General features: G+C 63.9%; 14 protein-coding genes. 10 read left to right on the top strand and 4 right to left on the bottom strand.

Features of this window, described 5'->3' with window-relative positions; translation table 11 throughout:
- Positions 1–545 (top strand): polysaccharide deacetylase family protein (locus EN745_RS19695; RefSeq protein ID WP_127422049.1); only part of this gene is annotated, 545 nt, incomplete at its 5' end.
- A 117-nt stretch (positions 546–662) separates the two neighbouring features.
- Positions 663–1,742, top strand: coding sequence for a hypothetical protein (locus EN745_RS19690; RefSeq protein WP_126055845.1), 1,080 nt, complete (start codon positions 663–665; stop codon positions 1,740–1,742).
- Positions 1,743–1,837: 95 nt separating this feature from the next.
- Here the strand turns inward: EN745_RS19690 and EN745_RS19685 are convergent, their stop codons facing one another.
- A complete protein-coding gene (locus tag EN745_RS19685) occupies positions 1,838–2,227 on the bottom strand; it encodes a DUF427 domain-containing protein (RefSeq protein WP_126055844.1) in 390 nt (129 codons plus the stop codon).
- Positions 2,228–2,348: 121 nt separating this feature from the next.
- Positions 2,349–2,720 carry a hypothetical protein gene (locus tag EN745_RS19680; protein WP_127422048.1) on the bottom strand — a complete coding sequence of 124 codons (372 nt, stop codon included), beginning with the start codon at positions 2,718–2,720 and terminating at the stop codon, positions 2,349–2,351.
- Positions 2,721–2,910: 190 nt separating this feature from the next.
- Between EN745_RS19680 and EN745_RS19675 the strand changes: the two genes are divergently transcribed.
- From EN745_RS19675 to EN745_RS19665, 3 genes are read left to right on the top strand one after another with little or no spacing between them, the layout of a single operon-like run.
- Positions 2,911–4,539, top strand: a complete 1,629-nt coding sequence (locus EN745_RS19675; protein ID WP_126055842.1) for a fatty-acid--CoA ligase — start codon at positions 2,911–2,913, stop codon at positions 4,537–4,539.
- 4 nt (positions 4,540–4,543) lie between these two features.
- Entirely contained in the window at positions 4,544–4,669 is a 126-nt protein-coding gene (locus EN745_RS37520) for a hypothetical protein (protein WP_281034782.1), read from the top strand.
- A gap of 45 nt (positions 4,670–4,714) precedes the next feature.
- Entirely contained in the window at positions 4,715–5,500 is a 786-nt protein-coding gene (locus tag EN745_RS19665) for a DUF1499 domain-containing protein (protein WP_127400120.1), read from the top strand.
- Between the two features lie 3 nt (positions 5,501–5,503).
- Here the strand turns inward: EN745_RS19665 and EN745_RS19660 are convergent, their stop codons facing one another.
- Positions 5,504–6,412 (bottom strand): MBL fold metallo-hydrolase, encoded by a 909-nt coding sequence (locus tag EN745_RS19660; protein WP_127422046.1) that lies wholly within the window; start codon positions 6,410–6,412, stop codon positions 5,504–5,506.
- Positions 6,413–6,523: 111 nt separating this feature from the next.
- On the opposite strand from EN745_RS19660, the gene EN745_RS19655 reads away from it, so the two are divergent.
- Positions 6,524–7,114 carry a biotin transporter BioY gene (locus tag EN745_RS19655; RefSeq protein ID WP_127422045.1) on the top strand — a complete coding sequence of 197 codons (591 nt, stop codon included), beginning with the start codon at positions 6,524–6,526 and terminating at the stop codon, positions 7,112–7,114.
- Positions 7,115–7,165: 51 nt separating this feature from the next.
- Here the strand turns inward: EN745_RS19655 and EN745_RS19650 are convergent, their stop codons facing one another.
- Complete coding sequence (locus EN745_RS19650) at positions 7,166–8,107, bottom strand: UDP-glucuronic acid decarboxylase family protein (protein ID WP_126055838.1); 942 nt, start codon at positions 8,105–8,107, stop codon at positions 7,166–7,168.
- Between the two features lie 222 nt (positions 8,108–8,329).
- On the opposite strand from EN745_RS19650, the gene rfbA reads away from it, so the two are divergent.
- From rfbA to EN745_RS19630, 4 genes are all read left to right on the top strand, one after another.
- Positions 8,330–9,211, top strand: a complete 882-nt coding sequence (gene rfbA, locus EN745_RS19645; RefSeq protein ID WP_126055837.1) for a glucose-1-phosphate thymidylyltransferase RfbA — start codon at positions 8,330–8,332, stop codon at positions 9,209–9,211.
- A gap of 1 nt (position 9,212) precedes the next feature.
- The gene (gene rfbC / locus EN745_RS19640; protein WP_126055836.1) at positions 9,213–9,767 is read left to right on the top strand and encodes a dTDP-4-dehydrorhamnose 3,5-epimerase; all 555 of its coding nucleotides are present in this window, start codon (positions 9,213–9,215) and stop codon (positions 9,765–9,767) included.
- Between the two features lie 13 nt (positions 9,768–9,780).
- The gene (gene rfbB, locus EN745_RS19635; RefSeq protein ID WP_126055835.1) at positions 9,781–10,857 is read left to right on the top strand and encodes a dTDP-glucose 4,6-dehydratase; all 1,077 of its coding nucleotides are present in this window, start codon (positions 9,781–9,783) and stop codon (positions 10,855–10,857) included.
- On the top strand, positions 10,854–11,062 hold a 209-nt coding region (locus tag EN745_RS19630; RefSeq protein WP_145992072.1), incomplete at its 3' end, for a sugar nucleotide-binding protein. The genes rfbB and EN745_RS19630, both read left to right, overlap by 4 nt.

Raw genomic sequence — 11,062 nt, 5'->3', positions numbered from 1 at the left:
GGACCCCCGCCACGATTTTCGTCACCGGCATCTGGCTGAAGCGCAACGCCGCCGCCGTCGAGATCATGCGCGCGCATCCGGACCTGTTCGAACTGGAGAATCACGGCGGCCGCCATGTTCCGGCTGTCGACACGCCGCAAAAGATCTACGGCATCCGCAGCGCCGGCAGCCCGGATGCCGTGCTGGCGGAGGTCGAATCGGGCGCCACAGCGCTCGCAGGGACCGGTGAACCGGCACCGAAATGGTTTCGCGGCGCCACCGCCGAATACAGCCCCTCGGCCATAGCGATGATTCGCAAGCTCGGCTTCAAGGTCGCCGGCTTCTCGATCAACGGCGACGGCGGTTCGCTGCTGGGCGCCAGGGAAACCGCCCGGCGCATCGCCGCCGCCAAGGACGGCGACGTCATCATCGCCCATATCAACCAGCCGACCCATGCCGCCGGCGAGGGCGTGGTGCAGGGGCTGCTGGCGCTCAAGCAAAAGGGCCTGACCTTCGTGCGGCTCGACCATGCCGACGGCATAGGCAACGACGGCACCACCGACTGATCGCTCAGGGTGCGCTTTGGCCGGATCCAGCAGACAAGGCTGTGCCAATCCTCGTGATCGCGGCGGAAAATACGGGACCGCAAAATCGGCTTTACAGAGCCATGTCGGCGGTGTCTCTTGTCGATCACATTCTGTGGGGATGAACTTCATCTGCGAAAACTAGTTGGTCTCGCGTGGTGGGCCGCGCTTCTGGTTACGGCGGTGATGTGCGGCCCAATCCGCGCGGCACCGCCGGACTTTTCGACCTCGAACGCCATCCACGAGCCCGTGCCGGCGGTTGCGGGCGACGTTCTCCACTATGCGGTTACGGTGACGAACACCGGTGGCGACAGCGCCTATGCGCGCATCAAGACCGTCCTGCCGCAAGCCTATTTCATCCGTGCCGACGGCGATTGTGCCGGCGCGGTACGCGACCCGGACAGCCGGGGTCTCGTCTGGCACGAGGGGGCATTTTCGGCCGGATCGACCACGCAGTGCCGGATAGACCTTCTGACGCGGCGCGAAGCGGCGGGAACGCTTGCCCCGCTCGCCACCGAGATCACGACGTTGCCTGCAGGGTACCTGCGTTTCGAAACGGCGCCGGAACTGGCGGCGGCGCCCGATCCGAACGCAATCCGCGTCGGACCGGTGAAGGTCACCCGGGCGCAACTTGTCGTGCTCGCGTTCCTGGCCTTCGCTGTCGCCGGTGCGGCAGTCGTCGCGCGAATGGCGGGGCGAGGACGCGGGCGGACGGCGCTCGGCGCGTGGTTCGCGGTCGCCACCGCGGTGGGCTTCCTGCTCTTTTTCGCGGGGCTCGCGGTTGGCGACTTCCGGTCCTTTACGGCCTATCGGGAAACATCCTGCACCGTCTTCGACTCGGCCATCCGCGCCTTTCCGGGCACCGGCAAGAGTGCGCGGTCGAGTACATACCAGTCCGTGTTCGCCGTCCGCTACGAGGCGCTCGGCACCGAGACCTACTCGGCGGCTTTTCCGCCGATTTCCGCCGTCAGCCTGGGCTGGATCGGGTTCTCCCTGCAAAAGCTGGGAGACTATCCGGATGGATCGGTCCATCCCTGCTGGTTCGATCCTGACGATGTGAAAACAGTATTGCTCGAGCGCGGCCCGGGTGCGGCGTATCTCTTCGCCCTGTTCCCGTTGCTGGTGCTGGCCTACGGCCTGTCGGCGCTCATCGTGGCCGTTCGCAAAGGCCAGCATTGACCGGACTCGCAGGCCATTTCATTGATGCGTCGAGGTCGCGTCCGATGGCGATCTCGCGTTCGCATCATCCCGGCCTTTGCTTCATCTTTTGTCGCTCAGTCCGGGGCCGCTTCGATCGTCACCTTGCTGGGATAGAAGGCGCCGTGATCGCGGATTTCCGTCATCTCGTCGAAGGGCCGCTCATAGGCCCACATCGCGTCCTTGCCTGTCTCTTCGGCCGGCAGAACGCTCCAGTAGCTCGCGTCGCCCTTAAAGGGGCAGTGCGTCGAGTGACCGGTCTTGGCCAACAGACTGAAATCGATGTCCTCGAACGGAATATAAAAGACCGCGGGATAGGGCGGCTCCGACAGGAGCTTCGCTCTTTTCGACGAGGCGATGACCGTTTCGCCGGCGCGCACGGTGACGGTGCCGCGATAAGGCTCGATGGTAATGACCTTGGCGGGATTGCGCTGGAAGCCGGGAGCGGGGTTGGCGATCTGGTCCATTGGCGGGGATCTCCTTGTCCAGATGAGAGGTCGCCCGCAATAGATGTGTCGGACAGGCGGCCGGCGCAAGGCCGAGCCCACGCCTGGGCGGGCGCTCAAACCGACCCTTTCGCTGGAACTGTCAGGCGGCCGTTTGGAATACGTCCATCAGCCCGGCATAGGCGGCGGCGATGCCGGCCACCGGATTGGTGCTCCTCGACGCGGTCTCGACCTTCAACGCACCGCCGACGGTCGGCAAGGTGAGCAGCAGGAACTGGCGATTGCCGCCGTCGCCGACGCAAGCCGCCGCGACATGCTGGGCCTCATCGCCGTCCTGGACGCACATCTTGAACAGCAGCGTGCCGCCGACCGCCTCTAAGGCGCCTCCGACAACCTCGACGAATTCATCTTCGGAAACAGTTCTGGCGTCCGGCGCCAAATCGGTCAGACTTTCGGCAAGCGCATTTTCGAGTGCCAAGTCTTCGGGAGCCTTGTCGTCGAGCTGCGTGTCCATGCGAACCTCTTTCATTCGCCAATCGCACCCACAGCCCGTTAACGAAATTTAACGCCGACGATGGCCGGATTGTGGCGGTTTCCGCGGCGGCATCAAGGAATGCACCGCTTTCAACGCTAACGGCTGGACAATCCGCAGGTTCGTCCCACAATGGCGCAAAAAGATCGCCAAAAGCGCAGGGGAGGAACAAATGCTTGGACTGATGCAGGAATGGCCGCTGCTTTGCCACAAGCTGATCGACAACGCCGAGCGGCAGCACGGCGGACGCGAGATCGTGTCGCGCTCGATCGAGGGCCCGATCGTGCGCACCACCTATGCCGACATCCACCAGCGGGCGTTGAAGGTGGCGCAGCGGCTGGAGGAGGACGGCTTCAGGCTCGGCGATCGCATCGCCACGCTCGCCTGGAACACGGCGCGCCACATCGAGGCCTGGTATGGCATCATGGGCATCGGCGCGATCTATCACACGCTCAATCCGCGTCTCTTTCCCGAACAGATCGCCTGGATCATGAACAACGCCGAGGACAGGGCGATCTTCGTCGACCTGACCTTCGTGCCGCTCCTGGAAAAGATCGCCGGCGCAGTCAAATCGCTGAACAAGGTCATCGTACTGACCGATAGCGCGCATATGCCGGATACGGCGCTGCCGAACGCGGTTGCCTATGAGGACTGGCTGGCCGAAGCCGATGGCGCTTTCGCCTGGAAGACCTTCGACGAGAACACCGCCGCCGGCATGTGCTACACCTCGGGCACGACGGGCGATCCCAAGGGCGTGCTCTACAGCCACCGCTCCAATGTGCTGCACGCCATGATCGCCGCCATGCCCGACGCCATGGGCATTTCGGCCCGTGACGTCATCCTGCCGGTCGTGCCGATGTTCCATGCCAATGCCTGGGGCCTCGGCCAGAGCGCGCCGATGATCGGCGCCAAGCTGGTCATGCCCGGCTGCAAGATGGATGGTGCCTCGATCTATGAATTGCTCGACACCGAGAAGGTGACCTTCAGTGCCGCGGTGCCGACGGTATGGATGATGCTGCTGCAATATCTGGAGGAGACCGGCAGGAAGCTTCCCCACCTGCGGAAGGTCGTCATCGGCGGCTCGTCCTGTCCGCGCGCCATAACCCAGAAATTCCAGGACAATTACGACGTCCAGGTCATCCATGCCTGGGGCATGACCGAAATGTCGCCGCTCGGTACGCTGTGCACGATGAAGCCGGAATATGCCGGGCTGCAGGGCGATGCCAGGCTCGATGTCCAGGGCAAGCAGGGCTATCCGCCCTTCGGCGTCGAAATGAAGGTGACCGACGACGACGACAATGCGCTGCCATGGGACGGCAGGACCTTCGGGCGGCTGAAGGTGCGCGGCCCGGCCATCGCGCGCGCCTACTATGGCGGTGTCGGCTCCGAGCAGTTCGACGCCGAGGGCTGGTTCGACACAGGCGACGTCGCCCATATCGATGCCGGCGGCTACATGCAGATCACCGACCGCGCCAAGGACGTCATCAAGTCGGGCGGCGAATGGATCTCGACCATCGATCTCGAAAACCTCGCCGTCGGCCACCCCGATGTCGCCGAGGCGGCGGCAATAGGCGTTCCGCACTCGAAATGGGGCGAGCGGCCCCTGCTGGTCATCGTGCGCAAGCCGGGCAAGGAGCCGAGCAAGACCGACATCCTGACCTTCATGAGCGGCAAGGTGGCGAAGTGGTGGATGCCCGACGACGTCGCCTTCGTCGGCGAAATTCCCCATACCGCCACCGGCAAGATCCAGAAGATCACCTTGCGCGAGCAATTCAGGGACTATCGCTTGCCGACGGATTGACGGGATGGATGTTTTTGAGGCTTCTGGCAGCCGTCAAGAAACTCCTGAGCAATTCCAGGAAAAGTGCGTAGCGGTTTTCCGTCCGGAATTGCGTCAAAACAAAGAGATAGAGCGTCCTTCGCTTTCCTGAAACGATGAAACGCTCTAGGTACCGTTCGGGTTGGTGCGGCGGATAATGGTTGTTGTTGCTGAACGGCAGACGTCGAGCGCCGCCGGCTGGTCGCGGCGGACAGCGGCTTTTTCGGTCGTCCTGCTCCTGACCGTGCTTGTCGGCCATCGCCTCGACCTCGTCGAAACGCCTGTATTCCTGTGGGTTCTGGCGATCGTGGCGCTGCTTGCCGCCTTCGCCCTGCTGTTTGCCGGATTCGCCTTGTCGAGGCTGTGGAACTTCGGCGATCGCGGCGGCCGCGATCTGTCGGTCGGCGCACTGCTGGCGCTTCTGGTGCTTGCTCCCTTCGGCGTCGCCGCCTACTGGGCGACGACCTCGCCGCCGCTCAGGGACATTTCGACCGATCTCGACGATCCGCCGGTGCTCGACACGTCGGACCGGACGGCGGACATGAATGTGCTTTCGCCGCCCACGCCCGGCGAGCAGCGGCTGCAAGGCGATGCCTATCCGTTGGTCACCGGCCGCAGCTACAATCTGCCGTTCGAAACCGTGGTCGACGCGGTGGAAACCGTGCTCGACCGGCGCGACTGGCAACTGCAGGGGCCGTATCCCGAAACAGACGGCCAAAGCGAGGTGACGATCAACGCGCTGGCCAGGAGTTTCGTGCTGGGCCTGCCGGCCGATGTCGCGATCCGCATCGCCGATGACGGCAACACGGTCATTGTCGATATGCGTTCAGCCTCCCGCTACGGCCGCCACGACCTAGGCGACAACGCCGCCCGCATCGTCGATTTCCTTGGCGAGCTCGATCAGGAAGTGGCTGGGCAAGTGGGGGCGGCGCCGGCCGAATGAGATCTAGCCGGCCGGCGTGAAAATGCCGTCAATGGCCGCGTCGCCGCCGGTGCTGACCAGGCCGCGCGCGACCAGGTCCTCCAGATGCGCCAGCACCGACAGGCCGGCGGCGCCATGCAGGCGCGGGTCGGTGTCGCGGTAGATCGCCGCCACCATCTCCTTGATCGTGCGGTCGCCGCCACAGATGCGTTCCAGGATCGCCCGCTCGCGCATCTTGCGATGCGCCTTCAGCCCGCGCATGAAGCTGCGCGGCTTGGTTACCGGCCCGCCATGGCCGGGCAGCAGCACGCGGTCGTCGCGCTCGATCAACTTGTCGAGCGAGCCCATATAGTCGGCCATGGCGCCGTCGGGCGGCGCCACGATGGAAGTTGCCCACGCCATGACATGGTCGGCGGAAAACAGGATGCCTGTTCCCTCGAGCGCGAACGCCGCGTGGTTGGCGGCATGCCCCGGCGTCAACACCGTCCTGATCGCCCAGCCGTCGCCCTGGACCAGCGCACCGTTGGCGAGCGCGGTATCTGGAACGAAATCCGTGTCGGCGCTGGCATCGAGCGGGTTGACCTCGCCGATGCGCAAGGGCCGCGCCGGACGGTGTGGGCCTTCGCCGAGCACGGCCGCTCCGGTGCGCTCCTTCAGCCGCGCCGCCAGCGGGGAATGGTCGCGATGAGTATGGCTGACAAAGATATGGCTGACCGGCCTGCCGCCGATCGCCTCGATCAGCGCCTGTAGATGCGCGTCGTCGTCAGGTCCCGGATCGATCACCGCGAGCGTCTCGCTGCCTATCAAGTAGCTATTGGTTCCGTGAAAGGTGAACGGACTGGGGTTTCTGGCGGTGAGGCGTTGCACGTCCGGCGCGACGGTCACCGCCTTGCCGTAAGCGGGATCGAAGCGCGTGTCGAACTTGAGGGGCATGGGGCGCGAAGCTCCGTTCCGTGAGACGGCAAAAGCGATTGCCGCATAACACGGAAGCCAATATAGGAAAACGCGAGGCCGCATGTCGGCGACAGCTTGAATGGGATGACCATGGCACTTGCAGCAACGATGCGTCCGCTTGTTTCTCTGGCACTGCCTGAAAAGGGCGCGGCGCGGCTGGCCACGCAGCTCCTGCTGGCGATTGCCGGCACGCTGCTCCTGACCCTATCGGCCAAGACCAAAGTCGTGCTCGGCCCGGTCGACATCTCGCTGCAGACGCTCGCCGTGCTGCTGATTGCATCGGCGTTCGGCCTGCGCCTCGGCGTGGCCACGCTGCTTCTCTACATGGCCGAGGGCGCCATGGGTTTCCCAGTCTTCCAGGGCACGCCGGAGAAGGGCATCGGCGTCGCCTATATGCTCGGCTCCACCGGCGGCTATCTGGCCGGCTTCGTCGTCATGGCGGCGATCGTCGGCTGGGCCGCCGACCGTGGCTGGGACCGTCATCCGGTCAAGCTCTTCAATGCCATGCTGGTGGCCGAAGTGATCATGATGGCGATGGGCTTCGCCTGGCTGGCGATGCTGATCGGTCCGGAAAAGTCCTGGCAGTTCGGCGTCTTGCCCTTCATCGTCGGCGACCTGATCAAGGTGGCGCTCGCCGCGAGCCTGGTGCCGGCCGTCTGGTCGCTGCTCAAGCGCGCCTGACGCCAATCAAAATGAAAGGAGCCGGCTGGCAGTCTCTGCCCGCCGGCTTTTTCATGCCGTCGCCAAACGACGCTGGAAATAGGCAACCGTTTGCCTCAAGCCGTCTTCCAGACTGACCCGCGGCCGCCAACCGAGCGCCGCCCGCATGAGCGAAATGTCCGGGCATCTTTGCCTTGGGTCGTCCGTGGGCAAGGGTCGGAACTCCAGTTTGGAGCCGCCACCGACAAGCCGAAGCACATGTTCGGCCAGTTCGATCATCGTCACCTCATGCGGGTTGCCGATATTGGCCGGGCCCGTGAAATCGGCGGGCGATGCCATGAGCCTCAGCAGGCCGTCGACGAGATCGTCGACATAGCAGAAACTGCGCGTCTGGCGGCCGGTGCCGTAGATTGTCAACGCCTCGCCACGGATCGCCTGGACGATGAAATTGCTGACGACTCGCCCATCGTCCGGGTGCATGTTCGGGCCATAGGTGTTGAAGATGCGCGCCACCTTGATCTCGGTGCGGGCCTCGCGCCAGTAGTCGAAGAACAGCGTTTCGGCGCAACGCTTGCCTTCATTGTAGCAACTGCGCGTGCCGATCGGGTTTACTCGCCCCCAATAGGTTTCCGGCTGTGGATGCACTTCCGGGTCGCCATAGATCTCCGAAGTGGAGGCCTGCAGGATCCTTGCGCCTCGAGATCTGGCGAGATCGAGCATATTGATGGCGCCGAGTACGTTGGTCCTCGTCGTCCGGATCGGATCGTTCTGGTAGTGGATGGGCGCTGCCGGTGAAGCAAGATGGTAGATTCCGTCGACGTCCAGGTCGAGCGGCAGCGTCACGTCATGTTCGATCAGCTCGAATGCCGGAACTGTCAGAAGCTGACGGATATTGTCCCTCGATCCGGTGCTGAAGTTGTCGGCGCAGACCACTTGATGTCCAAGCTCGACAAGCCTGCCGCACAGATGCGATCCGAGAAAGCCGGCGCCGCCGGTGACAAGAAGTCTGGCCATAGGATTTCCGTTTTCGCGGCCGGTCCGTTGCTGTTTAGCACCGGATCGCGATTTGCCAACCGACAAACCTCGCGCCGCTGGTCTGATTGTCGTCGGGCGTGCGGCCGGGTGGCCGCAGGCCTGGCCGGTCGGGGCGCCGACGGGCATCGAGATTGACAAGCCATCGTGCGAAACCTTAGCACGGTGGTGCTGAAGGGGGTTCGGCGTGGCCAGGAGGATCTGTTGAAGGGAATTATCCTTGCGGGAGGCAACGGGGTCCGTCTCTATCCGCTGACGCTGGCCGTGTCCAAGCAGATACTCCCGATATACAACAAGCCGATGATCTACTACCCGCTGAGCGTGCTGATGCTTGCGGGAATCCGCCAGGTCCTTATCATCTCAACCCCACGCGACTTGCCGGCATTCCAGCAGTTGCTGGGCGATGGCTCGGAGTTCGGGCTCGACGTTTCCTTTGCTCCGCAGCCTCACCCCAACGGCCTTGCCGAAGCCTTCATCATCGGTCGCGACTTCATCGGCAAGGACAATGTGTCGATGATCCTTGGCGACAACCTGTACTTCGGGGAAGGCCTTTCGCAGCTCTGCCGCATGGCGGCGAAGCGCGAACGTGGCGCCTCGGTGTTCGCCTACCGTGTCGAGGATCCGGAGCGCTATGGCGTGGTCTCATTCGACAAGGCCGGCGGCAGGGCTTTGACGATCGAGGAAAAGCCACATAGACCCAAGTCCAACTGGGCCATTACCGGCCTCTATTTCTACGACAACGATGTCGTCGACATCGCGTCGAGCATCCGTCCGTCGAAGCGCGGCGAACTCGAGATCACGGCAGTCAACAATATCTATCTCGAACGCGGGCAGTTGCAGGTGCATCAGCTTGGTCGCGGCTATGCCTGGCTCGATACCGGCACGCACGACAGCCTGCACGAGGCAGCATCCTTCGTGCGCACCATCGAGCACCGCCAGGGCATCAAGGTGGCTTGCCCGGAGGAGATTGCCTTCGAGCAGGGCTGGCTGACGGCCGACAAGGTACTTGAACGCGCCGCTCGCCTTGGCCAGAACGAATACGCCGCGTATTTGCGCAGGCGCGTCAGCGAGTTGTCGGAGAACTAGGGTGCTGGAGATCATCCAACTCGGCCTCGACGGCGTGCTGGAGATCGTCCCGAAGCGTTTTCACGACGCTCGCGGCTATTTCGTCGAGGACTGGAACGCCCAGCGCTTCGCCGAGGCCGGCATCGATCTCCGTTTCGTGCAGGACAACCGCTCCTATTCCGCCGCCGCCGGTGTGGTGCGGGGGCTTCACTATCAGTTGCCGCCGCATGCTCAGGAGAAGCTGGTGCGCGTCGTCAGAGGCAGGATCCTCGACGTCACCGTCGACATTCGCCGCGGCTCGAAGAGCTTTGGCAGATGGGTCGCCGTCGACCTGTCGGCCGAGAAAGGCAATCAGGTCCTGGTGCCGAAAGGCTTCGCGCATGGATTCGTCACGCTCGTGCCGGATACCGAGGTTCTGTATAAGGTGACCGATATCTATTCGCCTGCCCATCAACGGTCGATCCGTTTCGACGACCCTGCCGTCGGCATCGAATGGCCGGCAATGGCGGGTGGGTTCCAGCTTTCGGACAAGGACCTTGATGCGCCGGTGCTTGCCGCCGCGGAGGTGTTTGCGTGAGGAGGGGAGCGGAATGAATTTCCTGGTGACCGGCGGTGCCGGCTTCATCGGCTCGGCCGTGTGCAGGCACCTATGCGCCAATCCGGCCTACCGCGTGACCAATCTCGACAAGCTCACCTATGCCGGAAATCTGGCGTCGCTGCGCGCGATCGAGAACGCGCGCAATTACAAATTCGCCCACGCCGATATTTGCGACGAGAGGGCGGTGCTGGAGATTTTGCACCGCGACGCCATCGACATCGTCATGAACCTCGCTGCCGAGAGCCATGTCGATCGCTCGATCGAGGGGCCCGGCGCTTTCATCGAGACCAACATCGTCGGCACGTACCGCATGCTGAATGCGGCCCTGGAATACTGGCGTGACCTGCCGCAAGGGCGCAAGCGCCGCTTCCGCTTCCATCAGGTCTCGACCGACGAGGTGTTCGGCGATCTCCCCTTCGACGGTGGCATGTTTGTCGAGGAGACGCCCTATGCGCCATCGTCGCCATATTCCGCCTCGAAGGCCGCCTCCGATCATTTGGTGCGGGCCTGGCACGAGACCTATGGCCTGCCGGTGGTCCTTTCCAACTGCTCGAACAATTACGGGCCCTATCATTTCCCTGAAAAGCTCATCCCGCTGGTCATCCTCAACGCGCTCGACGAGAAGCCGCTGCCGGTCTATGGCGCCGGCGCCAATGTGCGCGACTGGCTCTATGTCGAGGACCATGCCAAGGCGCTGGAGCTTGTCGCCACGAAGGGGCGGACGGGCGAAAGCTACAATGTCGGCGGCAATTCGGAACGCAGCAATCTCGGCGTCGTCGAGACGATCTGCGATCTTCTTGACCGTCGACGGCCACGCGCCGCCGGCGGCAGCTATCGCGACCTGATCACTTTCGTCACCGATCGTCCGGGTCATGACCGCCGCTACGCGATCGATGCCTCCAAGATCGGCCGCGACCTCGGCTGGTCGCCGACGGAGGACTTCGACAGCGGCCTGGCAAGGACTGTCGACTGGTTCCTCGACAACAGATGGTGGTGGGGGCCGATCCGCGACCAACGCTATGCCGGCGAGCGGCTGGGCCAGGCCGAGAACAGGAAGGGCGCGGCGTGAGGCTTGTCGTGACCGGGCGCGAAGGCCAGGTCGTTGCCAGCCTGCTTGAAGCCGGGCGCGGGCTGGAGGGCGTGGAGGTCGTTGCCGTAGGCCGGCCGCGACTCGACCTGGCGCAGCCCGACACGGTGTTTGATGCGCTGGCGGCATCGAGGCCCGATGTCGTCGTCTCTGCCGCCGCCTACACCGCTGTCGACCAGGCCGAGGA

Source organism: Mesorhizobium sp. M4A.F.Ca.ET.022.05.2.1 (assembly GCF_003998845.1).
In the GTDB taxonomy this organism is placed as follows: domain Bacteria; phylum Pseudomonadota; class Alphaproteobacteria; order Rhizobiales; family Rhizobiaceae; genus Mesorhizobium.
Note: the sequence above shows the minus strand (reverse complement) of the source record. Positions and strands in the feature narration are given on the sequence as shown.

Coding starts and splice junctions, on each gene's coding strand:
- EN745_RS19680 (WP_127422048.1), bottom strand. CDS start 2,720: ATGGACACGCAGCTCGACGACAAGGCTCCCGAAGACTTGGCACTCGAA.
- EN745_RS19685 (WP_126055844.1), bottom strand. CDS start 2,227: ATGGACCAGATCGCCAACCCCGCTCCCGGCTTCCAGCGCAATCCCGCC.
- EN745_RS37520 (WP_281034782.1), top strand. CDS start 4,544: ATGGATGTTTTTGAGGCTTCTGGCAGCCGTCAAGAAACTCCTGAGCAA.
- rfbB (WP_126055835.1), top strand. CDS start 9,781: ATGAATTTCCTGGTGACCGGCGGTGCCGGCTTCATCGGCTCGGCCGTG.
- EN745_RS19665 (WP_127400120.1), top strand. CDS start 4,715: ATGGTTGTTGTTGCTGAACGGCAGACGTCGAGCGCCGCCGGCTGGTCG.
- EN745_RS19655 (WP_127422045.1), top strand. CDS start 6,524: ATGGCACTTGCAGCAACGATGCGTCCGCTTGTTTCTCTGGCACTGCCT.
- EN745_RS19650 (WP_126055838.1), bottom strand. CDS start 8,107: ATGGCCAGACTTCTTGTCACCGGCGGCGCCGGCTTTCTCGGATCGCAT.
- EN745_RS19675 (WP_126055842.1), top strand. CDS start 2,911: ATGCTTGGACTGATGCAGGAATGGCCGCTGCTTTGCCACAAGCTGATC.
- EN745_RS19660 (WP_127422046.1), bottom strand. CDS start 6,412: ATGCCCCTCAAGTTCGACACGCGCTTCGATCCCGCTTACGGCAAGGCG.